We start from the raw sequence: 23,404 nt of genomic DNA, 5'->3' as shown, positions 1-23,404 counted from the left end.
TTCGATGCAATTTCGCAAGTTGCTTAAATGTGATGCGAGTTGCTGCTATGGTTGCGCCTTTCTGGTCTTTGTTGGGTTATTGAATGTCTGATTTTCTTTCGGCGAACTTGAGGTTGCTATGTAGCCATTACAGATCTGTCGCGGAGGTTTGTAGGAAAGTTCGCATCAATCGTGGGCAATTCAATAAATACCTGTGTGGAAAAAGCATTCCAACGCCTTTTAACCTAAAGCGCATCTGCGAATTTTTTGGAGTCGAAGAGTCTGAAATTATTCAACCTACAGAGCAGTTCATCGCCCTGACAGGCGTCAAAGCAGGTCAGCGTCACACGCCAAGTGAAAGGGGCGCGCCACAATTGATGCATGAACATCTGCGTCAGCAATCTTCACCGGAATTAAGAGCGCATATTGGTTATTACTACGAGTACTATCACGCAATGACTGAACCTGGCTCCATTCTGTGCTCGCTGGTACATGTGCGAGCGGAGGGCGATGACATCGTATATGAGCGAAACGAGCGCTTACAGATCTCTGGCACTGCAGAGGACTTTGAACGGTATCAATATCTGGGCATCGCCTATCACCTTCGGGATCGCTTGTTTTTTATCGATTATGAATCGCTGACCTCCAACGAAATATGCCAGACCATTCTTATTCCAAGCTTCAAAAGCTGCATAACGCGGCTCAATGGGTTGAAGATGGGTGTTTCTGCTGCGGATCATCGCGCTCCCGCGTGCTCAAGGGTCGTATGGGAATATCTGGGGCAGGAAATCAATCACGTCGACGCGTACCGCCGTGTTCGTTTGTATAAGCCTGATGATCGCGCCATTGATGATGATTTGCGCGCGCGCCTGGCCCAATCCCGGATTGTCGAGGGCCTGTTTGTTATCGCCGGATAACCTCAGTTAAAAATCCCAATGGAGCGAGGCTGTTGATTTTGAAGATCAACAGATCGCAGCCTCGTTGCACTCGACAGCCCCTACAGGGGATTGTCGATTTGTTCGAGCATCCACTTAACAAAATCGCGCACCTTTGGCACTTCCGCCGCGTGCTCCGGGTAAGCGAGGTAATAGGCATCGCTGCTGGGCATCGCATGCTGCCAGGGAATGACCAGCTTGCCCTCGGCCAATTCCTCTTCCACCAGAAACCGTGGCAGCAGCGCCACGCCACAGCCGACCTGGGCGGCGCGGATGCACATATAAAAGGTTTCGAAACGCGGCCCGTGATAGCTGTGTTCGGTGTGGTAGCCCTGACTGTCGAACCAATCGTGCCAGGCCTGCGGTCGCGAGGCATTCTGCAGCAGCACCAGATCGGTCAGTTGCGTCGGGTCAGTCAATGGCGCGTCGGGCAGGCTGGCCGGGGCGCAGACCGGCACCAGTTCTTCGCCGAACAATTTCAGGCATTCCGTGCCCGGGCGTGAGGCCTGGCCGAAATAGAAGGCCAGATCGCTGCGCCCCTGCAGCAGATCATCCGCTTCCTGCTCATTGCACAAATCAAGATGAATCGACGGGTGACGCAGGCGCCAGCCTTTCAGACGTGGCACCAGCCAGCGCGCGCCGAAGGTCGAAGGGGTGGAGACGCGCAGGACTTCGGTCTCTCCGCCGTAGGAGCGCAGGTAATGCGTCGACATCTCCACTTGGCTGAGGATTTTTCTGACTTCGACCAGATACAAATCGCCGGCCGGTGTCATCTGCAAGCGGCGGCGCACGCGGCGGAACAACAAGTGCTGCAACAGTTCTTCAAGCTGCGCGACCTGTTTGCTTACCGCACTCTGGGTCAGGTTCAGCTCTTCGGCGGCGCGGGTAAAACTCAAGTGCCGGGTCACCGCCTCGAAGCATTGCAACGCGGTGATCGAGGGCAAGTGGCGTTTGTTCAGCATGGCCAGTCCTTTTTCTTGTCTTTCTGTACGCAGCATGAATAAACGGAATGATATCTGGCGTAAAGGTCGTTTGTTGCATCGCTCTGGTGACGCTACAACTAAAGGCCTGCCCGGCCCTGCCAAGCATGGCCGCACACATTCTGTTTTTGCTTGAGGAGAGACCGATGGTTGCCGCATTGCTTGATCGTCTGGGAGTCAACCCGGCCCTGTACCAGAACGGCAAAGTGCCGGTGCATTCGCCCATCGATGGCAGCGAAATTGCCTCGGTGAACTGGGAAGGCGCGGCCGAAGTCGAGCAGCACATCAGTCGCGCAGATCATGCATTCGAGCACTGGCGCAAGGTGCCGGCGCCGCGTCGCGGTGAGCTGGTGCGCCAGTTCGGCGAAGTGTTGCGCGAGTACAAGGCCGACCTTGGCGAGCTGGTGTCGTGGGAGGCCGGCAAGATCACTCAGGAAGGTCTGGGTGAAGTGCAGGAGATGATCGACATCTGCGACTTCGCCGTGGGCCTGTCGCGCCAGTTGTACGGTTTGACCATCGCCTCCGAGCGCCCGGGCCACCACATGCGCGAAACCTGGCATCCGCTTGGCGTGGTCGGGGTGATCAGCGCGTTCAACTTCCCGGTCGCGGTGTGGGCGTGGAACACCACGCTGGCGCTGGTCTGCGGCAACCCGGTGGTGTGGAAACCTTCGGAGAAAACCCCGCTGACCGCGCTGGCCTGTCAGGCGCTGTTTGATCGCGTAGTGAAGAATTTCAGTGATGCCCCGGCGAGCCTGTGCCAAGTGGTGATCGGCGGTCGCGATGCCGGCGAAGCGCTGGTCGATGATCCGCGTGTTGCGCTGATCAGCGCCACCGGCAGCACGCGCATGGGCCGCGAAGTGGCGCCGAAAGTCGCCGCGCGTTTTGCCCGCAGCATCCTTGAACTGGGCGGTAACAACGCGATGATCCTTGGCCCGAGCGCCGATCTGGACATGGCGGTGCGCGCGATTCTGTTCAGCGCCGTTGGCACCGCCGGGCAACGCTGCACGACCTTGCGTCGTTTGATTGCCCATGAATCGGTCAAGGAAGAAATCGTCACCCGCCTGAAGGCTGCCTATTCGAAAGTACGCATCGGCCATCCGCTGCAAGGCAATCTGGTCGGGCCGCTGATCGACAAGCACAGCTTCGAAAACATGCAGGACGCGCTGGAGCAGGCGCTCAGCGAAGGCGGTCGGGTGTTCGGCGGTCAGCGCCAACTTGAAGATCAGTTCCCCAACGCCTACTACGTGTCGCCGGCCATCGTCGAAATGCCCGAACAGAGCGACGTGGTTTGCAGCGAAACCTTCGCGCCGATTCTTTACGTGGTTGGCTACAGCGATTTCGAGCAAGCGCTGCGCTTGAACAACGCCGTGCCGCAAGGACTGTCGTCGTGCATCTTCACCACCGATGTGCGTGAGGCTGAGCGGTTCATGTCGGCTGTCGGCAGCGACTGCGGCATCGCCAACGTCAACATCGGCCCGAGCGGTGCGGAAATCGGCGGCGCCTTCGGTGGCGAAAAAGAGACCGGCGGCGGCCGTGAGTCCGGCTCCGACGCGTGGCGAGCTTACATGCGCCGGCAGACCAATACCGTCAACTACTCGCTGGAATTGCCGTTGGCGCAGGGCATCACATTCGACTGACAGGTCGAGATCGCCTTTGTGGGAGCGAGCTTGCTCGCGAATGCGGTGTGTCAGCCGGTATGGATATTGGCTGATATACCGCTTTCGCGAGCAAGACCGCTCCCACAGGGTAGCCAGTGTTTGTTGGGTTTCAGTTGGAGTCTGGCAATGCCGTTACGCGAAGAATGTCTGTGGGAAAAGCTCACGCCACAACGGCCGGAGAATTCGGCGCTCAAGGGTGAGGTCAAGGTCGATGTCTGCGTGATCGGCGCCGGGTTCACCGGGTTGTCGGCGGCGCTGCATTTGCTGGAAAAAGGCAAAAACGTCTGCGTGCTGGAGGCTCATCGCGCAGGGCACGGAGGTTCCGGGCGCAACGTCGGGCTGGTCAATGCCGGCCTGTGGATTCCTCCGGACGAGATCGAGGCTGGCTTTGGTGAGGCGGTCGGCAGTCAGCTCAACCGCATGCTCGGCGCAGCGCCAGCGCTGGTGTTCAGCCTTGTGGACAAATACAACATCGATTGCCAGTTGCGCCGCGAAGGCACTTTGCACATGGCGCATAACGCCAAGGGCGAGGCCGACCTGCGCAGTCGCGAGCAGCAGTGGAAGCGCCGTGGCGCGCCGGTCGAACTGCTGACAGGCAAGGCCTGCGAGCAAGCCACCGGCACGCAGAAAATCGCCGCCGCGTTGCTTGACCGCCGTGCCGGCACGCTCAACCCGATGGCGTATGTGACCGGGCTGGCCAATGCCGTGCGCGGGCTCGGTGGGCAGATGTTCGATCATTCGCCGGTGACGCGCCTCGAACGCGTCGGGCCGAAGTGGTCGGTGCAGACCGCACAGGGTTCGGTGCTGGCCGAGCAAGTGGTCATCGCCTCCAATGCCTACACCGAAGGCGACTGGACCGAACTCAAGCGCAATTTCTTTCCAGGCTATTACTATCAGGTCGCCTCGGTGCCGCTCACTGAGGACGCTGCGCAGGCAATTCTTCCGGGCGGGCAGGGCTCGTGGGACACCCGTCAGGTGCTGAGCAGCATCCGCCGCGACAAGGAAGGGCGGTTGCTACTCGGCAGCCTCGGCAATGGCAATCAGAAACCGACCTGGTTTCTCAAGGCCTGGGCCGACCGGGTGCAGCAGCATTATTTCCCCAATCTGAAGCCGGTCGAGTGGGAATGCACCTGGACCGGGCGCATTGCGTTCACGCCGGATCACTTGATGCGCCTGTTCGAACCGGCGCCGGGTCTGTTAGCAGTCACCGGCTACAACGGACGCGGCGTGACCACTGGCACTGTGGTCGGCAAGGCCTTCGCCGATTACCTGTGCAACGGCGATCCGCAGGCACTGCCGATTCCTTTCGCACCGATGCAGCCCCTGGCGGGCGTCGGCTTGCGCAGTTGCCTGTATGAGGCCGGTTTCTCGCTGTATCACGCGGGCCAGTGCTTGCGCATCGTCATTTGAGTGTTGAAATTTGTTGCCGGAAGCGGCGCTTTTGCATCCAGCGACTAGCCTGTAATGGTGCGGGTTGTAGCAGTCCCGCACCAGCAGTGTGCAGTTCGGTGACGCGCGCTGTTACAGGCTGGTTGCACGTACTTTGCCGCTGCGGTTGCAATGATGGCGCGTGCGGGTTGCGCCTGAATAAATATACGGTTTCACCTTCCGCGGTTTAGACGGTTGCACGCCCAATGAAAATGGGAACGAAACAGTCGAAATAACAACAATGCAGCGACTTTTTGAAGAATAAAAAACCGATGGCACGGGCCTTGCTCTGAGCTTTGAGTGAAGTGAAGTCGCAGTGCCAACTAAAAAAACCTTGGAGCACCACCTCATGTCCCAGACGTTTTACAAGAAAGGCTTTCTTGCCCTCGCAGTGGCTACTGCGCTGGGTGTTTCTGCGTTTGCTCAAGCTGATATCAAGATCGGTGTAGCGGGTCCGATGACCGGTGCCAACGCGGCATTTGGTGAGCAGTACATGAAGGGTGCACAGGCGGCGGCCGACGCGATCAACGCGGCGGGCGGTGTCAATGGGGAAAAAATCGTCCTGGTCAAAGGCGATGACGCGTGCGAGCCGAAGCAGGCGGTGACGGTCGCCAAGGACCTCACCAACCAGAAAGTCGCCGGCGTGGTTGGCCACTTCTGCTCCTCTTCGACCATTCCAGCCTCGGAAATCTACGACGAAGCCGGGATCATCGCGATCACCCCGGGCTCGACCAACCCGCAAGTTACCGAACGCGGCCTGAGCGCCATGTTCCGTATGTGCGGACGTGACGACCAGCAGGGCATCGTTGCTGGCGACTACATCGTCGACATGCTCAAGGGCAAGAAGGTTGTCGTGCTGCACGACAAGGACACCTACGGCCAGGGCCTGGCAGATGCCACCAAGGCTCAGCTGGAAAAACGCGGCGTCAAGCCTGTGCTGTACGAAGGCCTGACCCGTGGCGAGAAAGATTTCAGCACCATCGTCACCAAGATCCGTGGCGCCGGCGCCGATGTCGTCTATTTCGGCGGCCTGCACCCGGAAGCCGGTCCGCTGGTGCGTCAGCTGCGTGAACAAGGTCTGAAAGACGTCAAGTTCATGTCCGATGACGGCATCGTTACCGACGAACTGGTGACCACCGCAGGTGGCCCGCAATTCACCGATGGCGTGCTGATGACCTTCGGCGCCGACCCGCGCCTGTTGCCGGAAAGCAAGACCGTAGTGGACGCGTTCCGCAAGGCCGGCACGGAGCCTGAGGGCTACACCCTGTACGCCTACGCCTCGGTTCAGACCCTGGCGGCAGCGTTCAACGGCGCGAAGAAAAACGACGGCGAAGCCGCTGCCAAGTGGCTGAAGGCCAACCCGGTGAAAACCGTGATGGGCGAGAAGACCTGGGACGCCAAAGGCGACCTGAAAGTCTCCGACTACGTGGTTTACCAGTGGGACAAGGACGGCAAATACCACCAGCTGGAAAAGCAGAAGTAAGGGCTGAAGCGATCAACTGATCACCATAAATCCCTGTGGGAGCAGGCCCGCTCCCACAGTGGGTGGTGGTGAACACATCGGTCGCGCTCCGACATTGCTCCGACGTACATCTGTATTTTTCCTAGAAGAACCGCGCGCCATTGGCGCGCAGGTTCTCACTGCGTGAGATTGCGTTATGGATGGTATTTTCCTGCAGCAACTGGTCAATGGCCTGACCCTCGGGTCGGTCTATGGCCTGATCGCCATCGGCTACACAATGGTCTATGGCATCATCGGCATGATCAACTTCGCCCACGGCGAGGTTTACATGATTTCCGCTTACCTGGCGGCAATCAGTCTGGCTCTGCTGGCTTACTTCGGTATCGAATCCTTCCCGCTGCTGATGCTTGGCACGCTCATCTTCACCATCGTCGTCACTGCGGTGTATGGCTGGGTCATCGAGCGTGTCGCCTACAAACCCCTGCGTAACTCGACCCGCCTGGCGCCGCTGATCAGCGCCATCGGTATTTCGCTGATTCTGCAGAACTACGCACAGATCGCCCAAGGCGCCAAACAACAGGGCGTGCCTACGCTGCTGACCGGTGCCTGGCGTGTCGAAGTCGGCACCGGCTTCGTGCAATTGACCTACACCAAAGTCTTCATTCTGATTGCCGCGTTTGTCGGCATGGGGCTGCTGACCTACGTCATCAAATACACCAAGCTCGGCCGCATGTGCCGCGCCACCCAGCAAGACCGCAAGATGGCCTCGATTCTGGGGATCAACACCGACCGGGTGATTTCCTACGTGTTCATTATCGGTGCAGCCATGGCAGCACTCGCTGGCGTGCTGATTACCATGAACTACGGCACGTTCGACTTCTATGCCGGCTTCATCATCGGCATCAAGGCGTTTACCGCAGCGGTACTCGGCGGGATCGGTTCATTGCCCGGCGCGATGCTCGGCGGGATCATCCTCGGCATCTCCGAGTCGCTGTTCTCCGGCCTGGTCAACTCCGACTACAAAGACGTGTTCAGCTTTTCGCTGCTCGTACTTGTTCTGGTCTTCCGACCGCAAGGTCTGTTGGGCCGTCCTCTTGTGTCGAAGGTGTAAGCGATGTCTTCAACAACCACTGAAAAATCCATCGATATCAAAAAAAGTCTGGTCGAGGCGATTCTTGCCGGCCTGATTGCGCTGATCGTATTCGGGCCGATTGTCGGTGTGGTCCTCGACGGCTACAGCTTCAACCTCGAAGCCACCCGCGTGGCGTGGATCATTGCCATCGTCATGGCCGGACGCTTTGCGCTCAGCCTGTTCCTGCAAACGCCCAAGGGCCTGAAGATTCTCGACGGGTTCGAGAGCAGCGGTTCAGGCGTGCACGTGCTGCCGGCAGATTACAAATCGCGGCTGCGCTGGATCATTCCGCTGATTATTGTACTGGCGATCATCGTGCCGTTCGTCTCCAACTCCTACCTGCTCGGGGTGGTCATCCTCGGTTTGATCTACGTGCTGCTGGGGCTGGGGCTGAACATCGTGGTCGGACTGGCCGGTCTGCTCGATCTCGGTTACGTGGCGTTTTACGCCATTGGTGCCTACGGTCTGGCGCTGGGTTACCAATATCTCGGTCTGGGTTTCTGGACCGTGCTGCCGCTGGCGGCAATCACCGCAGGCCTGGCCGGCTGCATTCTCGGTTTTCCCGTGCTGCGTCTGCACGGTGACTATCTGGCGATCGTGACCCTGGGCTTCGGTGAAATCATTCGTCTGGTGCTGAACAACTGGCTGTCGCTGACTGGCGGCCCGAACGGCATGCCGGCACCACTGCCAACCTTCTTCGGTCTGGAGTTCGGCAAGCGCGCGAAGGATGGCGGGGTGCCGTTTCACGAGTTCTTCGGCCTGACCTACAACCCGGACGTGAAGTATTACTTCATCTACGCGGTGTTGTTCCTCGTGGTGCTGGCGGTGCTTTACGTCAAGCATCGGCTGGTGAAAATGCCGGTCGGTCGCGCCTGGGAAGCCCTGCGTGAAGATGAAATCGCCTGCCGCTCGATGGGCCTCAACCATGTGCTGGTCAAGCTCTCGGCGTTCACCATCGGTGCGTCGACGGCGGGTCTGGCCGGGGTGTTCTTCGCCACCTATCAAGGCTTCGTCAACCCCACTTCATTCACCTTCTTCGAATCGGCGCTGATTCTGGCCATCGTCGTACTCGGCGGTATGGGCTCGACCATCGGCGTGGTCATCGCCGCGTTCGTGCTCACCGTCGCTCCGGAACTGCTGCGCGGCTTCGCTGAATACCGCGTGCTGCTGTTCGGCATCCTGATGGTGTTGATGATGATCTGGCGACCGCGCGGGCTGATTCGCATCAGTCGCACCGGAGTCAAACCACGCAAAGGGGCCATTCACTACGAGAGGACTGCGCCATGAGTGAAGTCGTACTCTCTGTTGAAAAACTGATGATGCATTTCGGTGGCATCAAGGCGCTGAGCGATGTCAGCCTGAAGGTCAAACGCAATTCGATCTTTGCCCTGATCGGCCCCAACGGCGCCGGCAAGACCACGGTGTTCAATTGCCTGACCGGGTTCTACAAGGCCTCGGGCGGCAAGATCGAACTCAATGTGCGCGGCCAGCAGACCAACGTCATTCAACTGCTGGGCGAGTCGTTCAAACCAGCCGATTTCGTTTCGCCGAAATCCTTCCTGAGCCGCCTTTACTACAAAATGTTTGGCGGTACTCACCTGGTGAACCGTGCAGGTCTTGCCCGGACGTTCCAGAACATTCGTCTGTTCAAGGAAATGTCGGTGCTGGAAAACCTGCTGGTGGCGCAGCACATGTGGGTCAACCGCAACATGCTCGCCGGCATCCTTAACACCAAGGGCTATCGCAAGGCCGAAAGCGACGCGCTCGATTGCGCGTTCTACTGGCTGGAAGTGGTTGATCTGGTCGACTGCGCCAACCGTCTCGCTGGCGAATTGTCCTACGGCCAGCAACGGCGTCTGGAGATCGCTCGGGCGATGTGCACGCGGCCGCAGATCATCTGCCTCGACGAACCGGCCGCTGGCCTCAACCCTCAGGAAACCGAAGCGCTCAGCGCGATGATCCGGCTGCTGCGCGACGAGCACGATCTGACCGTGGTGCTGATCGAACACGACATGGGCATGGTCATGAGCATTTCCGATCACATCGTGGTTCTCGACCACGGCATTGTCATCGCCGAGGGCGGGCCGGAAGCGATCCGCAACGACCCGAAAGTGATCGCAGCCTACCTGGGCGCCGACGAAGAGGAGCTGGTATGAGCCAACCGATCCTCGAACTGCGCAATCTGGACGTGTTCTACGGCCCGATCCAGGCCCTCAAAGGTGTTTCACTGCAGATCAACGAAGGCGAGACCGTCAGCCTCATCGGCTCCAACGGCGCGGGCAAGTCGACCTTGCTGATGTCGATCTTCGGCCAGCCGAGAGCGGCGGGCGGGCAGATCCTTTATCAAGGTGTCGACATCACGCACAAGTCATCCCACTACATTGCCTCCAACGGCATTGCGCAGTCGCCGGAAGGGCGGCGGGTATTCCCCGACATGACCGTCGAGGAAAACCTGCTGATGGGCACCATCCCGATTGGCGACAAGTACGCCAAAGAGGACATGCAGCGCATGTTCGAGCTGTTTCCACGGCTTGAAGAGCGGCGCAATCAGCGGGCGATGACCATGTCTGGCGGTGAACAGCAGATGCTCGCCATCGCCCGTGCGCTGATGAGTCGGCCGAAGCTGTTGCTACTCGATGAACCAAGCCTGGGGCTGGCGCCGATCGTGGTGAAGCAGATTTTCGCCACCCTGCGTGAACTGGCGAAAACCGGGATGACGATTTTTTTGGTCGAGCAGAATGCCAACCATGCGCTCAAGCTGTCGGATCGCGCGTATGTGATGGTCAACGGCGAAATCCGTCTATCCGGCACAGGTAAAGAGTTGTTGGTGAATGAGGAGGTACGTAACGCCTATCTGGGCGGGCACTGATTTTCTCGCGGTTGTACACAGCCCTGGCGACGAGAGTCCCGGGGCTTTTCTTTTCCAGATCCTCCACAAATCCCTGTGGGAGCGGGCTTGCTCGCGAAGCCAGCGTGTCAGAAAACACCGTGTCAATTGGCCCACCGCTTTCGCGAGCAAGCCCGCCCCCACAGTTGATCTGCGCGGGGCCTCGCAATTGTGGAAAACAAATTCACCAAGCTGTCAAAGCGCGACATATAGACGCTGCAAATGGCTGTTTTTCCACAGTTTTGACTTGTCCCCGGTTACTGTGGAACCGGCTGTGAATAACGTGGGTGTATATGGCTGCAGGCCATATAAAACGTGGCCTTCAAGGCTGTGATTGTTTTTTGATCAGGCTTTTTCACAGGAGCGGCAGACGTCGTTGTCAACCTTTTTTTGGCAACCGGGGCGACAGCCATTTCCTGTGACTAGGCCTGTGGATAAGTCTGTGACTAAACTCTGGAAAGACTTCGCTGAGGGCCGTAGTTGCTGGCCTCGCGCAATCACCCGGTGGCACCGTCCGTCGTGCAAAATGCCCTGTCCCGCACATCCATCGTCTCAGGGTCAAGCAAAAAAACTTTCCATTTCGCCCGCAACGCCTTGTGTGGCGCGGCTTTGCGCCTTTGTACTTGCCCCCGAAAACTGTGGAGCAGACTGTGGATAACATGCGTGCACATGGCTACAGGCCACGCCTGGCAAGGGATAGCGGCCGTTGATCAAATTTTGATCTGAAACTCGTCCCATGTAGGCGCAGCCTTCGGCCCCCTGCATGGGGCAATGGTTGCTCGAGAATGCGAGGGCGGGCATGCTGCCTGCTGATTTTCTATTCCAAGGGCTGCCGTGGCAGCCGAAGCAAGGAGAACACGATGTCCAACACCCTGTTTATCACCGGCGCTACGTCCGGTTTTGGTGAAGCCTGTGCCCGTCGTTTTGCCGAAGCTGGCTGGAAACTGGTGCTGACCGGCCGTCGTGAAGAACGCCTCAATGCCCTGTGCGCGGAACTGTCGAAGCAGACTGAAGTGCACGGCCTTGTCCTCGATGTGCGTGATCGCAAGGCGATGGAGGAGGCAATCGCCAACCTGCCGCCGTCCTTCGCCAAACTCCGTGGCCTGATCAACAACGCCGGCCTGGCGCTCGGCGTCGACCCGGCGCCGAAGTGCGATCTGGATGACTGGGACACCATGGTCGACACCAATGTCAAAGGCCTGATGTACGCCACCCGCCTCCTGCTGCCACGGTTGATCGCCCACGGCCGTGGCGCCGGCATCGTCAACCTCGGCTCTATCGCCGGCAACTACCCGTACCCGGGCAGCCACGTGTATGGCGCGACCAAGGCGTTCGTCAAACAGTTCTCGCTGAACCTGCGTTGCGACCTGCAGGGCACCGGCGTGCGAGTAAGCAACATCGAACCCGGCCTGTGCGAAAGCGAGTTCTCGCTGGTGCGTTTCGCCGGCGATCAGGAGCGCTACAACGCGACCTACGCCGGCGCCGAGCCGATCCAGCCGCAGGACATCGCCGAGACGATTTTCTGGGTGATGAACACCCCGGCGCACATCAACATCAACAGCCTGGAGCTGATGCCGGTAAGCCAGACCTGGGCCGGGTTTGCCATCGAGCGCAACAAGGCCTGAGACCGCGCTGAAGCCATTCGCGAGCAGGCTCGCTCCCACAATGAAAGTGCGCCGGACACACTATCGGTGAACAGCACAATCAAGGTGGGGGCGAGCTTGCTCGCAAAAGCGATCTGTAAGTCAGCGCAGATATTCAGCTAGACCGCTGTAACAAGTCGCCAAATGATAAGGCGTGGTCGAAGGCATGTCCTTGCGACTGACTTCGCCGTTTTCATCGCGGCACTCATGCCAACCCCCGGCATGCAGAAACCGCTGCTGCAACGCCTGCAACTGGCGCAGCACTGCCGCTTCACTTTCCGGGCGCAGTGTCAGCGCGCGCAGGTATTCGGCCTGAGCCCAGATCCGCTGCGTCGAATCCCTTGGCCTTCCGTTACCTTCCAGATCAAGCATCGCCCGTACGGCGCCGCAAGATTCGAGCACGCCATATTGTTCGGTAAAGACGAATGCCCGATCCAACGCCCGGTGCAGTTTCGAATCGCGTAACAGCGGCGACGATTCGAGCAGGAAATACCATTCAAACTGATGCCCCGGCTCATACCAGTTATCCACAGCGCCCAGCGGCTTTTCCATCAACACGCCGTATTGCGGATCGACGAATTGCTTGTGCATGGCTGTGCATAACTCAAGCAGGGCTTGTTGCGTGTGCGCATCTTCGCGTACGGCGAGAGTGGCGAGGAAGGCTTCGGCCAGATGCATCAACGGGTTTTGCAGTGGGCCGGTCTGCAGGGTGAGCCAGTCGCGCTCCAGGCAGGCTTCGTACAAGCCGTCACCGGTGGCGAAACGGCGGCCGATGATTTCCAGCGCGGCGTTCAATGTCGATTCCGCTAGCGAGTCGCGAGACTTGCCCCAGTAATGCGCGCAGGCGAACAGGATGAAGGCGTGGGTGTAGAGATCCTTGCGCTGGTCCAGCGGCTTGCCTTGCGCATCAATGCTGTAGAACCAGCCGCCGTGCTCGGCATCATGGAAATGCCGTTGTAGAGAACGAAACAGCGCCGCCGCACGGACTTCGGCGTTATCCACAACCCCGATCAGGCTGGAGAACACATACAGCTGCCGTGCGCAGGCCATCGCCCGATAACGTTGTGCTGGCAGCGGTTGATGCGCGGCGTCCAGCGCCTCATACGGTAACGCCATGTCGGCGTTCCAGCCCGGGCCTTGCCACAGCGGCACGATCACGTCGAGGAAGTGCTGCTGCACTTGGCCAAACAGGGCGGTCAATTCGGGCAGGGCGGTGGAGCGGGAAGCGTGGGGCATGGGCGGAGGTCGTCACGGGCTGGGGCGATTGCGCGACATGGTAGCAGAGAGGCAGCCTTTAGAGGCCGGGTGTCTGATGGGCCGCTTTCGCGAGCAAGCCCGCTCCCGCAGGTTTTGTGCTCGCCACAAATCCAGTGTGGGAGCGGGCTTGCTCGCGAAGGGGACAGTTCAGGCGATAACCAATCAGCCCGCCAACAACCACACCCCAGTCGCCGCCGATGCAGCCCCAGCCAGTCGCACCAATGGCGCCGCTGCCTGCGGCAACACGCGGACCACGCCATAACCGAGCGCATGCAAAACAGCTGTCGCCGCGACAAACCCGGCCGCATACGCCCAAGGACTGCTCATCTCTGGCAGTTCCAAGCCATGCGCCACGCCGTGGAACAGCGCAAACAGTGCCGTCGCTGCCACCGCCATCACCAGCGGCGGACGCACCGCCAGGGCTACCGCCAGGCCCAGCGCCAATACCGAAGCGGCAATCCCGCTTTCCAGCGCCGGCAACTCAAGCCCTTCAAAACCGAGCAAACCGCCCAGCAGCATGGTGCCGACAAACGTGCACGGCAGCGCCCAACGCGCCGCGCCTTGTTGCTGCGCCGCCCACAAGCCGACGGCGAGCATTGCCAGCAAATGGTCGAGACCGCCGATCGGGTGGCTGATACCCGCGACGAGGCCGCTGTCGCCATGCCCCGGGTGAGCGAAGGCCAGTGCCGGTGTCAGCAGCAGCGCCACGGCGCCAAGAATGCGTTTGAGTGTCATGGATAAGCTTCCTTGTTGATAAGTGAATCAGGCAGCGGTCAGCAGGCCCTGACGTTCGATGAAGGCGATGATTTGCTCAAGGCCCTGACCGGTTTTCTGGTTGCTGAACACGAACGGCTTGCCGTTGCGCATGCGTTTGGTGTCGCTGTCCATCATTTCCAGCGAGGCGCCCACCAGCGGTGCGAGGTCGATCTTGTTGATCACCAGCAGGTCGGACTTGCAGATCCCCGGGCCGCCCTTGCGCGGCAGCTTGTCGCCGGCGGAAACGTCGATCACGTAGATGGTCAGGTCGGACAGCTCCGGGCTGAAGGTCGCTGAGAGGTTGTCGCCACCGGATTCGACCAGAATCAGATCCAGGCCCGCAAAGCGCCGGTTCAATTGATCGACCGCTTCAAGGTTGATCGAGGCGTCTTCGCGGATCGCCGTGTGCGGGCAGCCGCCGGTTTCCACGCCGATGATGCGCTCCGGCGCGAGGGCTTCGTTGCGCACCAGGAAATCGGCGTCTTCGCGGGTGTAGATATCGTTGGTGACCACGGCGAGGTTGTAGCGCTCGCGCAGGGCCAGGCACAGGGCCAGGGTCAACGCGGTCTTGCCGGAACCGACCGGGCCGCCGATGCCGACGCGCAGAGGTTGTGTATCCATTTCAGTCTCCAAAAATAAACAGGCCTAAGAGCGGAAGAGGCGGCTGTACTGGCGTTCATGGGCCATGCACGCCAGGGACAGACCAAAAGCGGCACTGCCGATGTGTTCGGGATTGATTCGGCTTGCGTCGTGCTGCGCCTGTTGCAGCAGCGGCAGCAGTTCGCTGGTCAGACGCTGGGCCGCTTGCTGGCCCAACGGCAGGGTTTTCATCAACACGGCGAGCTGGTTTTCCAGCCAGCTCCACAGCCACGCGGCAAGCGCGTCCTGTGGGCTGATGCCCCAGGCGCGTGCTGCCAGTGCCCAGCACAAGGCCAGGTGCGGTTCTGCGGTCTGGTCAAGAAAGTCGCGGGCGGGCGCATCGAGTTCCGGCAGACCGTTCAGCAGCTGCTGCAAGGAGTAACCCATCTGCCGGCTCTCCAGATGCAGCTCGCGGGTTTCGCGGCTGGCGCGATGGCTCTCGCAGAGCTGCCCTAGTTCGGCCCAGTTTTCATCTGCTGCGGCTTGGCAATGCGCCAACAACAGCGGCGCTTCGAAGCGGGCGAGATTGAGCAGCAGTTGATCGCTGATCCAGCGGCGGGCGGCGTCAGGGGTGTGGACCCGGCCGTTATCCACCGCCATTTCCAGACCCTGGGAATAGCTGTAGCCACCAATCGGCAATTGCGGACTGGCCAGACGCAGCAGCGCCCAGGCCGGATTCACAGGCGCACGCCGAACTGGTGAAGTTTTGGCGCGTAGTTGAAGTCTTCGTCGCCGTGGCGGGAATGATGGTGGCCGCCCCCATATGCGCCGTGTTCCGGCTGGAACGGCGCTTCGATAGCCTCGACCTGGGCGCCGAGCTGTTCGAGCATGGCCTTGAGTACGTAATCGTCGAGCAGGCGCAGCCAGCCATCGCCAACTTGCAGGGCGACATGGCGGTTGCCGAGGTGATAAGCCGCGCGCGTCAGTTCGAACGCATTGGCGCACGTGACATGCAGCAGTTGTTCGGGACGGGCGTAGACGCGCACGACACGGCCGTCTTCGGCCTGCAAACATTCGCCGTCATACAGCGGTGGCTGGCCGCGCTCCAAAAACAACCCGACGTCTTCGCCTTCGGCACTGAAACAGCGCAAACGGCTTTTGCTGCGCGCTTCGAAGGTCAGGTGCAACTCGGCGGCCCAGACGGGTTGAGGGTCGATTCTGCGATGAATCACCAGCATCGGAAAGCTTCCAGCAATGAACGTTGAATGGGCTAGAGCAAGCGTCGCGCCAACCGGCCCATCTGTAGGAAATGGCTGACGGCGCGTGGCTGATCTTTCAACAGGTGCGGGGATTCTGGAAGGTTTTGGTGCATGAAGGATTTGTCATGCACCAAAGCGAGGCTGCGACGCATGACCCTTGTGGGAGCGGGCTCGCTCGCGAAGGCAGTGGGTCAGTTGATTAATCAAGGTGACTGGCATGACGCCTTCGCGAGCAAGCCCGCCCCACAGTTGGAGGCTTGGGTGTCAATGGTGGAGAAGGGACTACTCGGTACTGCCCAGGCCCTGCCAATGCTTGAGGCCGATGAAGATGAAGCGCAATTGCTGGGTGATCTTCGCTTGCGGGGTCAGATGCTCTGGCAGGGCTTCGGCCGGCGGGTCGATGATGTCTGGCAGGGTGGCGAATACTGATTTGACGATCAGGTCGGCCATCACGCTCAGACCGGCGATGTCCAGATGTTGCAGCTTGGGCATCAGCGCCAGGTCTGCAGCGAGGTCGGCGCTGATGTTTTCGCGCAGGCGCCCGATCGCCTGACGTACCGGCAGTGAGCCGCCGTACTGTTCGCGGGCGAGAAACAAAAATTGCGAGCGGTTGGCGTTGACCACATCAAGGAAGATGCGCACCGAAGCGTCGATGATGCCGCCCATGACGAATTCGTTGTGACGCACCAGGCGAATGGTCTCGCGGAAGGTCTGGCCGACTTCGCTGACCAGCACCAGCCCCAACGCGTCCATATCGGCGAAGTGACGGTAGAAACCGGTGGGCACGATGCCGGCGGTCTTGCTCACTTCGCGCAGGCTCAGGCTGCCGAATCCTCGGCCGCTTTCCATCAGGTGGCGGGCAGCGTCCATCAGGGCATTGCGGGTCTGTTGTTTCTGTTCGGCGCGGGGCAGCATCGCAAGGTGTGTTCTTCGGCAGGACAAGCGCCGCACTCTAGCAAATCGGCTTTGTCGGCGTCGAACGGGGAGTCGTGCAGGGAGGGTTTACAGAAGTTGAAAAGTCAAAAGCCCAATCCGCCGATTGGGCTTTTTTGCCGGGCCGTCATGGGCTCAGCTCACAGCGCTGTTGCGTTCGATGACACGGTCACCGCCACCTTCGGCGAGGGCTTGACCTTGTGGGGTCTTGTCGTAGCCGTCTTCTACCAGGCCTTTTTCTTCGAGACGGTTGCGGCCGTTTTCAGCCAGGGTCTGGCCTTGTGGGGTTTTGTCATAGCCATCTTCAGCCAGGGTCTGGCCTTGTGGAGTTTTGTCGTAGCCGTCTTCAGCCAGGGTCTGGCCTTGTGGAGTTTTGTCGTAGCCGTCTTCAGCGAGCGTCTGGCTGAACACCGAGTGGCTGTCTTTGACTTGTGGAGTCGCCTGATCGGCAGCGGGCAGAGCGAAAGCAGTGCTGGCTAGCATCGACAGGGTAAGGCTGAGCAGTAATTGACGTTTCATGATGGTGGCTCCTTGGGAGGGCGATAAAGTGGGTGCGAAGGCAATGCTACTCTCGATAAGTCGATATAAAAGTTCATAAACGCAATGGTAATAATCAACAGAATTGATTGTTCCGTGCGAAGGCTCTAGCCCGCGCCTTTGCGGGCGACGGTTTTGCACCGTCGTGGGTATTTTCGACTCACTCGCGCCTCGCAAAAGTGCGGGTCGCGGTAACACTGCTCGACCGGCCGGTCAGGTTTGCCGGGCTTTTTATGGCTTAAACTGCCTTTCGATTAAACCTGCGGGCCTTTCGCCAGTCACAGACTGCACAGGGGCCGCTTCGGTCTGCCGTTTCAGCTGTGCGTCGGGTAATCGGCGTGCGGTCGTGATCAGGAGCTTTGTGCATGACGCGCACTGGAAAAATCTTCAGCTGGACCTTCGCCATCCTTGCGCTGCTGCTGGCAGCCTTGATTCTGATCATCGTGTTTTTTGACTGGAACCGGATCAAACCGACCATCAATGCCAAAGTCTCGGAAGAGCTGCATCGGGTGTTTGCCATCAATGGCAACCTCGCGGTGATCTGGCGGCGCGAGCCGGAAGAAGGCGGCTGGCGCGCCTGGGTGCCGTGGCCGCACGTGGTCGCCGAGGACTTGAGCCTGGGCAACCCGGACTGGTCGAAACAACCGCAAATGGTCACGCTCAAGCGCGTCGAGCTGCGCATTTCGCCACTGGCCCTGCTGGCGCAGCGCGTAGTGATTCCGCGCATCGACCTGACCGAGCCGAACGCTGAGCTGCAACGTCTGGCCGATGGCCGCGCCAACTGGACGTTCAAGTTCGATCCCAAAGACCCGAACGCCGAACCGTCGAACTGGGTGGTCGACATCGGCGCCATCGGTTTCGACAAGGGCCATGTGACCCTCGACGATCAGACCCTGAAAACCAATCTCGACGTGCTGATCGACCCGCTCGGCAAGCCGATTCCATTCAGCGAAATCGTCGGCGACAAAGCGGCGAAAACTGCCCAGGACAAGGGCGGCGCCCCACAGGATTACGCCTTTGCACTTAAGGTCAAAGGCCAGTACCACGCGCAGAACCTCACCGGGCAGGGCAAGATCGGCGGGTTGCTCGCATTGCAGGACGCGAGCAAGCCGTTCCCGTTGCAGGCCCAGGCGAAGATCGGCGACACCCGTATCGAACTGGCCGGCACCCTGACTGACCCGCTGAATCTCGGCGCTCTCGATCTGCGCTTGAAGCTTGCCGGCGACAGTCTCGGCAATCTTTACCCGCTGACCGGCGTGACCCTGCCGGACACACCGCCGTATTCCACTGACGGCCACCTGATCGCCAAGCTGCATGACGAGGCCGGGGCGAAATTCACTTATGAAAAATTCAACGGCAAGATCGGCGACAGCGACATCCACGGCGACCTGACCTACGTGGCCAGCCAGCCACGGCCGAAACTCACGGGTGCGTTGCTCTCCAATCAACTGCTGTTCGCCGACCTTGCACCGTTGATCGGGGCTGATTCCAACACCGAGCAAAAGGCTCGTGGCGGCGCGAGCAAGCAGCCAACGGACAAGGTCCTGCCGGTCGAAGAGTTCAAAACCGATCGCTGGCGGGCCATGGACGCGGATGTCGAGTTCACCGGCAAGCGCATCGTCCACAGCGAGAAGCTGCCGTTCAACGACCTCTATACCCACCTGAAACTCAACGACGGCGAGCTCAGCCTCGAGCCGCTGCGCTTTGGCGTCGCTGGCGGCACGCTGGATGCGCAGATCCGCCTCAATGGCCGCACCGAGCCGCTGGAAGGCCGGGCGCGCTTGACCGCACGCAAATTCAAACTCAAAGAGCTGTTCCCGACCTTCGAGCCGATGAAAACCAGTTTCGGTGAGCTCAACGGTGATGCCGATATCAGCGGGCGGGGCAACTCCGTGGCGAAGCTGCTCGGCGGCGCCAACGGTAATCTGAAGATGTTGATCAACGACGGTGCGATCAGCCGTGAGCTGATGGAACTGGCCGGGCTCAATGTCGGTAACTACGTGGTCGGCAAGATCTTTGGCGACAAGGAAGTGAAGATCAACTGCGCGGCGGCGGACTTCGACATCAAGACCGGTCTGGCCACCACGCGGCTGTTTGTCTTCGATACCGAGAACGCGATCATCTACATCGATGGCACGGCGAACATGGCCACCGAGCAACTCGATTTGACCGTCACTCCAGAATCCAAGGGCTGGCGTTTGATCTCCCTGCGCTCGCCGCTGTATGTGCGCGGCAAGTTCATCAAGCCGGATGCCGGTGTCAAAGCGGTGCCGCTGATGCTGCGCGGCGCGGGGATGGTTGCATTGGGCGTGATTGCCGCACCGGCGGCGGGACTGCTGGCGCTGGTCGCGCCTAGCGGTGGCGAGCCGAATCAGTGTGCCCCGTTGCTTGAGCAGATGAAGCAAGGCAAGGCACCGGTGACCGTCAAACCCAGCAAGTAAGCAGGGCAGAGCCAAAGATCGCAGCCTTCGGCAGCTCCTACAGGGGAATGCATTCCAACTGTGGGAGCTGCCGAAGGCTGCGATCTTTTGCTTTTAAGGGTTACAGGTCGTTGAGGATGTCCGCCATATCGTCGGCGTGCTCTTCTTCCTGGGCGAGGATGTCTTCGAAGATGCGGCGGGTGGTCGGGTCCTTGTCACCGATGTACTGGATGATTTCGCGGTAGCTGTCGATGGCGATGCGCTCGGCCACCAGGTCTTCGTACACCATTTCCTTGAGCGAATTGCCGGCCACGTACTGCGCGTGGGACAGCTTGCTCAGCAGGTCGGGATTGAACTCCGGCTCGCCGCCCAGTTGCACGATGCGTTCGGCGAGGCGATCAGCATGCTCGGCTTCCTGATTGGCGTGTTCGAGGAATTCATCGGCGGCGACATTGGCTTTCAGGCCGTTGGCCATGAAGTAGTGGCGCTTGTAGCGCAAGGTGCACACCAGCTCGGTGGCCAGCGACTCGTTGAGCAAGCGCAGTATTTCTTCACGGTTCGCGTTGTAGCCCTCGGTGACCGCGCCGTTTTCCACGTGTTGCCGCGCACGTTCACGCAGGGTTTGAACATCAGACAAATGCAGGTCACTCATTTCATTCTCCTGGAGGCTAATCCGATAAGCGCCACGTTCTGAAGACGCGGTCGCTACCCAGGGTGTGAGTCTTGAGCGAAGCGAAAGTTTTATGCGATTTGCCGCGCCACCGTGGCCGGGAGCGATACTTGAAGCAGGCTGATTGTTGAGTTGTCACCGTCATGGTGGATGCTTGGCGGGCGTCTTGCAGATCAAGTGTTCACTCACCGCGCACAAGGATGTAACCCATGTCGACACGTTATCCACTGGTGCTGGTGCCAGGCATGCTCGGCTTTGTCCGGCTGGTGCTTTACCCGTATTGGTTCGGCATCATCAAGGCCTTGCGCCGTGGTGGTGCGACGGTGATTGCGGTGCAGGTCTCGCCGCTCAACTCCACCGAGGTGCGCGGTGAGCAGTTGCTGGCGCGGATCGAGGAAGTCCTGCGCGAGACCGGGGCGCAAAAAGTCAACCTGCTCGGTCATAGCCAGGGCGCGCTGACCGCACGGTATGCGGCGGCGAAGCGTCCGGATCTGGTCGCCTCGGTGACCTCGGTGGCCGGGCCGAATCATGGCTCTGAACTGGCCGATTATCTGGAAAAGCACTATCCCGCCAACAGCGCCAAGGGTCGCTTGCTCGAAGCGTCGCTGCGCCTGATCGGCTGGCTCATGGCATTGCTCGACACCGGGTATCGCGGGCCGAAACTGCCGGTGGATATCCACGCCTCCCACCAATCGCTGACCACGGCGGGCGCCGCCTTGTTCAATCAGCGTTATCCGCAGGGGCTGCCGCAAACCTGGGGTGGGCAGGGGCCGGAAGAGGTCAACGGTGTGCGTTACTACTCCTGGTCGGGGACGCTGCAACCGGGCAAGACCGATCGGGGCGGTAATCTTGTCGACGGGACGAATCGCAGTTGTCGGTTGTTCGCCAGAACCTTCGTCCGCGAGCGAGGGCAGTGCGATGGCATGGTCGGCCGTTATAGCTCGCATCTGGGCACGGTGATCGGTGATGACTATCCGCTGGATCATTTCGACATCGTCAATCAGTCGCTGGGGCTGGTGGGCAAGGGCGCGGATCCGGTGCGGTTGTTTGTCGAGCATGCGGCGCGGCTGGCGGCAGCTGGTGTATGAAAGCACGATCTTTTTCAATCAGGCGACGCTGATCCGGCGGCCCAGCACCGTGGTCCAGCGCTCCGACAAAACTACCCCACCCAAGGTCAACAACCCGCCCACCAGGTGATACATCGCCAACCGCTCCTTCAACACCACTGCCGCAATCAACGCGGTAATCAGTGGCAGCAGGTTGAAAAACAACGTCGTCCGACTCGGTCCCAGCCGCTGCACTGCTTGCATCCACGCCAGCGGTGCGACCATTGAAGCCAGTAGGCACGCGTACAGCACCAGCGGCACGTTATGCAGGTTCAGCCCGGTCTTCGGCGAAACCGCAAACAGCGGAAACAACACCACAATCGCCACCAGCACCTGCAAATACAGCAACACCAGCGGCGGCAAACGCAGCTGCCACTTTTTCAACAGCGTGCTGTAGACCGCGTAGGCCAGCGTCGCGATCAGCATCATCGCATCGCCCAGATTGACCCCATGTTGCAGCAGCGCACCGAGGCTGCCGGACGACACCACCACCAGCACGCCGGCAAACGACAGTACTGCGCCGACCAAGGCACCAGCGGTCAGGCGCTGGCCGAGGCTGATGATCGCCATCGCCAGCGACATCAATGGCATCAACGACAGGATGATGCCCATGTTGGTCGCGGTGGTCAGTGTTGCAGCGAAATAGGCGAGGCTCTGATACACCGCCATGCCGAGCACACCGAGAATGAAAATCCGCCGAAGATTTGGCCGAATCTGCGGCCAGTGCGCGATGACTTTCCTGAGCATGAATGGAGTGAACAGCACGCCGGCGAGCAGCCAGCGATAGAAGCCGATCTCGGCCGGAAAAATCGCTCCGACCGCCAGTTTGTTGATCACGGTGTTGCCGGCCCAGATGAAAATCGCCAGCAGGGGAAACGCGTATTGCATGAGACAAAACCAGTACGTTGATGAAGCGCGATTATCCCTTGTCTGGATGCAGGCCTATACTGCAAAACGGACAACCCGCCTCTGCATTCGGACAGCATGAACAGCAAACACATCGATCTGCTCGATTTCAGCCAACTGCCCTCGGCGGTGTACTTCCGCTACGCCGATTTCACTGCCCACGAATTTGCCGCGCCGCACCGACACCCGTGGGGCACGCTCGAATATGCGGCCCATGGCGTGCTGCACATGGATGTCGAGGGCAGCCGCTTCATGTCGCCGCCGCAATACGCGGTGTGGGTGCCACCCGAGGTCGAGCACAGTTTCTACAGCCATCAGCCGGTCAACTACCGCGCGGTATGCCTTGATTCCGACGTCTGCACGCGGCTGCCGACGCGCGCCTGCACACTGGCGATCAGCGACATTCTCAAAGCGATTCTCAAGGACTTCGCCGCCCGCGATGTAAAGATTCCCGAGCACGAGGCCGATCGGCGTCTGGCTCAGATACTGGTCGATCAACTGCAACAGGCGCCGGTGCAGGAATGTTATCTGCCGTATGCAAGCAGTCCCGGCCTGCTGACGATTCTTGAAGCCTTGCAGGCCGAGCCCGGCAACAACCAATCCTTGGCGCATTGGGCCGCTCAAGTGCATGTCAGCGAGCGGACGTTGGCGCGCCAGTTCGTTCGTGAGCTGGGCATGAGCTTTGGTGAATGGCGCCAGCGCTTGCGTTATCTGGCGGCGATCGAAGCGCTGGAGACGTCGCGCTCGGTGCAGGAAATCGCTTTCGACCTCGGCTACAGCAGCGGCTCGGCGTTCATCGCCATGTTTGCCCGTCAAGCCGGATGCACGCCGGAGCAATACCGGCGCAGCCACCTTCAGGGCAGGAAGGTGTAACAAG

At 60.0% G+C, this 23,404-nt stretch carries 22 protein-coding genes; 12 read left to right on the top strand and 10 right to left on the bottom strand.

Annotation, left to right across the window (positions count from 1 at the left end; genetic code table 11):
- Positions 1-83: 83 nt before the first annotated feature.
- The gene (locus ACP7D9_RS24715; protein ID WP_426159883.1) at positions 84-896 is read left to right on the top strand and encodes a helix-turn-helix domain-containing protein; all 813 of its coding nucleotides are present in this window, start codon (positions 84-86) and stop codon (positions 894-896) included.
- Between the two features lie 80 nt (positions 897-976).
- Here the strand turns inward: ACP7D9_RS24715 and ACP7D9_RS24710 are convergent, their stop codons facing one another.
- Complete coding sequence (locus ACP7D9_RS24710) at positions 977-1,876, bottom strand: LysR family transcriptional regulator (protein ID WP_426159882.1); 900 nt, start codon at positions 1,874-1,876, stop codon at positions 977-979.
- 164 nt (positions 1,877-2,040) lie between these two features.
- Between ACP7D9_RS24710 and ACP7D9_RS24705 the strand changes: the two genes are divergently transcribed.
- From ACP7D9_RS24705 to ACP7D9_RS24670, 8 genes are all read left to right on the top strand, one after another.
- Positions 2,041-3,531 carry an L-piperidine-6-carboxylate dehydrogenase gene (locus ACP7D9_RS24705; protein WP_397479228.1) on the top strand — a complete coding sequence of 497 codons (1,491 nt, stop codon included), beginning with the start codon at positions 2,041-2,043 and terminating at the stop codon, positions 3,529-3,531.
- A 147-nt stretch (positions 3,532-3,678) separates the two neighbouring features.
- Positions 3,679-4,962, top strand: coding sequence for an NAD(P)/FAD-dependent oxidoreductase (locus tag ACP7D9_RS24700; RefSeq protein ID WP_426159881.1), 1,284 nt, complete (start codon positions 3,679-3,681; stop codon positions 4,960-4,962).
- Positions 4,963-5,329: 367 nt separating this feature from the next.
- Positions 5,330-6,463: an ABC transporter substrate-binding protein gene (locus tag ACP7D9_RS24695; RefSeq protein WP_101157699.1), complete on the top strand. Its 1,134-nt coding sequence runs from the start codon at positions 5,330-5,332 to the stop codon at positions 6,461-6,463.
- Between the two features lie 175 nt (positions 6,464-6,638).
- Positions 6,639-7,553, top strand: a complete 915-nt coding sequence (locus tag ACP7D9_RS24690; protein ID WP_016771918.1) for an ABC transporter permease subunit — start codon at positions 6,639-6,641, stop codon at positions 7,551-7,553.
- Positions 7,554-7,556: 3 nt separating this feature from the next.
- Positions 7,557-8,861, top strand: coding sequence for a high-affinity branched-chain amino acid ABC transporter permease LivM (gene livM / locus ACP7D9_RS24685; RefSeq protein WP_312997510.1), 1,305 nt, complete (start codon positions 7,557-7,559; stop codon positions 8,859-8,861).
- Positions 8,858-9,730 carry an ABC transporter ATP-binding protein gene (locus ACP7D9_RS24680; RefSeq protein ID WP_426159880.1) on the top strand — a complete coding sequence of 291 codons (873 nt, stop codon included), beginning with the start codon at positions 8,858-8,860 and terminating at the stop codon, positions 9,728-9,730. Before livM ends, ACP7D9_RS24680 begins: the two co-directional genes overlap by 4 nt.
- Positions 9,727-10,443 (top strand): ABC transporter ATP-binding protein, encoded by a 717-nt coding sequence (locus ACP7D9_RS24675; protein ID WP_397479226.1) that lies wholly within the window; start codon positions 9,727-9,729, stop codon positions 10,441-10,443. The genes ACP7D9_RS24680 and ACP7D9_RS24675 overlap by 4 nt, the downstream gene beginning before the upstream one ends.
- Before the next feature lie 878 nt (positions 10,444-11,321).
- Positions 11,322-12,086, top strand: coding sequence for an SDR family oxidoreductase (locus ACP7D9_RS24670; protein WP_186547595.1), 765 nt, complete (start codon positions 11,322-11,324; stop codon positions 12,084-12,086).
- A 120-nt stretch (positions 12,087-12,206) separates the two neighbouring features.
- Here the strand turns inward: ACP7D9_RS24670 and ACP7D9_RS24665 are convergent, their stop codons facing one another.
- The 7 genes from ACP7D9_RS24665 to ACP7D9_RS24635 form a co-directional block, all read right to left on the bottom strand.
- Positions 12,207-13,340: an AGE family epimerase/isomerase gene (locus ACP7D9_RS24665; protein ID WP_426159879.1), complete on the bottom strand. Its 1,134-nt coding sequence runs from the start codon at positions 13,338-13,340 to the stop codon at positions 12,207-12,209.
- A gap of 183 nt (positions 13,341-13,523) precedes the next feature.
- Positions 13,524-14,096, bottom strand: coding sequence for a HupE/UreJ family protein (locus tag ACP7D9_RS24660; protein ID WP_041480708.1), 573 nt, complete (start codon positions 14,094-14,096; stop codon positions 13,524-13,526).
- Positions 14,097-14,123: 27 nt separating this feature from the next.
- The gene (ureG, locus tag ACP7D9_RS24655) at positions 14,124-14,738 is read right to left on the bottom strand and encodes an urease accessory protein UreG (RefSeq protein WP_101157686.1); all 615 of its coding nucleotides are present in this window, start codon (positions 14,736-14,738) and stop codon (positions 14,124-14,126) included.
- 24 nt (positions 14,739-14,762) lie between these two features.
- On the bottom strand, positions 14,763-15,437 hold the full coding sequence (locus ACP7D9_RS24650) for an urease accessory protein UreF (protein ID WP_426159878.1): 675 nt from the start codon (positions 15,435-15,437) through the stop codon (positions 14,763-14,765).
- Positions 15,434-15,934 carry an urease accessory protein UreE gene (ureE, locus tag ACP7D9_RS24645; RefSeq protein ID WP_101157682.1) on the bottom strand — a complete coding sequence of 167 codons (501 nt, stop codon included), beginning with the start codon at positions 15,932-15,934 and terminating at the stop codon, positions 15,434-15,436. Before ureE ends, ACP7D9_RS24650 begins: the two co-directional genes overlap by 4 nt.
- Before the next feature lie 303 nt (positions 15,935-16,237).
- Positions 16,238-16,870, bottom strand: coding sequence for a TetR family transcriptional regulator (locus ACP7D9_RS24640; RefSeq protein WP_101158356.1), 633 nt, complete (start codon positions 16,868-16,870; stop codon positions 16,238-16,240).
- A gap of 153 nt (positions 16,871-17,023) precedes the next feature.
- Complete coding sequence (locus tag ACP7D9_RS24635; protein WP_041480705.1) at positions 17,024-17,407, bottom strand: hypothetical protein; 384 nt, start codon at positions 17,405-17,407, stop codon at positions 17,024-17,026.
- A 383-nt stretch (positions 17,408-17,790) separates the two neighbouring features.
- On the opposite strand from ACP7D9_RS24635, the gene ACP7D9_RS24630 reads away from it, so the two are divergent.
- Entirely contained in the window at positions 17,791-19,866 is a 2,076-nt protein-coding gene (locus tag ACP7D9_RS24630; protein WP_426159877.1) for an AsmA family protein, read from the top strand.
- A gap of 100 nt (positions 19,867-19,966) precedes the next feature.
- Here ACP7D9_RS24630 and ACP7D9_RS24625 read toward each other — a convergent pair whose 3' ends face one another.
- A complete protein-coding gene (locus ACP7D9_RS24625; protein WP_039756965.1) occupies positions 19,967-20,497 on the bottom strand; it encodes a ferritin-like domain-containing protein in 531 nt (176 codons plus the stop codon).
- A 227-nt stretch (positions 20,498-20,724) separates the two neighbouring features.
- On the opposite strand from ACP7D9_RS24625, the gene ACP7D9_RS24620 reads away from it, so the two are divergent.
- Entirely contained in the window at positions 20,725-21,603 is an 879-nt protein-coding gene (locus ACP7D9_RS24620) for an esterase/lipase family protein (RefSeq protein ID WP_426159876.1), read from the top strand.
- A gap of 18 nt (positions 21,604-21,621) precedes the next feature.
- Here the strand turns inward: ACP7D9_RS24620 and ACP7D9_RS24615 are convergent, their stop codons facing one another.
- Entirely contained in the window at positions 21,622-22,509 is an 888-nt protein-coding gene (locus tag ACP7D9_RS24615; RefSeq protein WP_426159875.1) for a DMT family transporter, read from the bottom strand.
- Positions 22,510-22,605: 96 nt separating this feature from the next.
- Here ACP7D9_RS24615 and ACP7D9_RS24610 point away from each other — a divergent pair, with 96 nt between their 5' ends.
- Entirely contained in the window at positions 22,606-23,400 is a 795-nt protein-coding gene (locus ACP7D9_RS24610) for an AraC family transcriptional regulator (RefSeq protein WP_426159874.1), read from the top strand.
- The last annotated feature ends 4 nt before the right edge of the window (positions 23,401-23,404 follow it).

The organism is Pseudomonas sp. TSRC2-2, from assembly GCF_049897785.1.
In the GTDB taxonomy this organism is placed as follows: Bacteria; Pseudomonadota; Gammaproteobacteria; order Pseudomonadales; family Pseudomonadaceae; genus Aquipseudomonas.
Note: the sequence above shows the minus strand (reverse complement) of the source record. Positions and strands in the feature narration are given on the sequence as shown.

Excerpts from the sequence above, each read along its gene's own strand:
- ACP7D9_RS24715 (WP_426159883.1), top strand. The coding sequence starts at position 84 with ATGTCTGATTTTCTTTCGGCGAACTTGAGGTTGCTATGTAGCCATTAC.
- ACP7D9_RS24710 (WP_426159882.1), bottom strand. The coding sequence starts at position 1,876 with ATGCTGAACAAACGCCACTTGCCCTCGATCACCGCGTTGCAATGCTTC.
- ACP7D9_RS24705 (WP_397479228.1), top strand. The coding sequence starts at position 2,041 with ATGGTTGCCGCATTGCTTGATCGTCTGGGAGTCAACCCGGCCCTGTAC.
- ACP7D9_RS24700 (WP_426159881.1), top strand. The coding sequence starts at position 3,679 with ATGCCGTTACGCGAAGAATGTCTGTGGGAAAAGCTCACGCCACAACGG.
- ACP7D9_RS24695 (WP_101157699.1), top strand. The coding sequence starts at position 5,330 with ATGTCCCAGACGTTTTACAAGAAAGGCTTTCTTGCCCTCGCAGTGGCT.
- ACP7D9_RS24690 (WP_016771918.1), top strand. The coding sequence starts at position 6,639 with ATGGATGGTATTTTCCTGCAGCAACTGGTCAATGGCCTGACCCTCGGG.
- livM (WP_312997510.1), top strand. The coding sequence starts at position 7,557 with ATGTCTTCAACAACCACTGAAAAATCCATCGATATCAAAAAAAGTCTG.
- ACP7D9_RS24680 (WP_426159880.1), top strand. The coding sequence starts at position 8,858 with ATGAGTGAAGTCGTACTCTCTGTTGAAAAACTGATGATGCATTTCGGT.
- ACP7D9_RS24675 (WP_397479226.1), top strand. The coding sequence starts at position 9,727 with ATGAGCCAACCGATCCTCGAACTGCGCAATCTGGACGTGTTCTACGGC.
- ACP7D9_RS24670 (WP_186547595.1), top strand. The coding sequence starts at position 11,322 with ATGTCCAACACCCTGTTTATCACCGGCGCTACGTCCGGTTTTGGTGAA.
- ACP7D9_RS24665 (WP_426159879.1), bottom strand. The coding sequence starts at position 13,340 with ATGCCCCACGCTTCCCGCTCCACCGCCCTGCCCGAATTGACCGCCCTG.
- ACP7D9_RS24660 (WP_041480708.1), bottom strand. The coding sequence starts at position 14,096 with ATGACACTCAAACGCATTCTTGGCGCCGTGGCGCTGCTGCTGACACCG.
- ureG (WP_101157686.1), bottom strand. The coding sequence starts at position 14,738 with ATGGATACACAACCTCTGCGCGTCGGCATCGGCGGCCCGGTCGGTTCC.
- ureE (WP_101157682.1), bottom strand. The coding sequence starts at position 15,934 with ATGCTGGTGATTCATCGCAGAATCGACCCTCAACCCGTCTGGGCCGCC.
- ACP7D9_RS24640 (WP_101158356.1), bottom strand. The coding sequence starts at position 16,870 with ATGCTGCCCCGCGCCGAACAGAAACAACAGACCCGCAATGCCCTGATG.
- ACP7D9_RS24635 (WP_041480705.1), bottom strand. The coding sequence starts at position 17,407 with ATGAAACGTCAATTACTGCTCAGCCTTACCCTGTCGATGCTAGCCAGC.
- ACP7D9_RS24630 (WP_426159877.1), top strand. The coding sequence starts at position 17,791 with ATGACGCGCACTGGAAAAATCTTCAGCTGGACCTTCGCCATCCTTGCG.
- ACP7D9_RS24625 (WP_039756965.1), bottom strand. The coding sequence starts at position 20,497 with ATGAGTGACCTGCATTTGTCTGATGTTCAAACCCTGCGTGAACGTGCG.
- ACP7D9_RS24620 (WP_426159876.1), top strand. The coding sequence starts at position 20,725 with ATGTCGACACGTTATCCACTGGTGCTGGTGCCAGGCATGCTCGGCTTT.
- ACP7D9_RS24615 (WP_426159875.1), bottom strand. The coding sequence starts at position 22,509 with ATGCAATACGCGTTTCCCCTGCTGGCGATTTTCATCTGGGCCGGCAAC.
- ACP7D9_RS24610 (WP_426159874.1), top strand. The coding sequence starts at position 22,606 with ATGAACAGCAAACACATCGATCTGCTCGATTTCAGCCAACTGCCCTCG.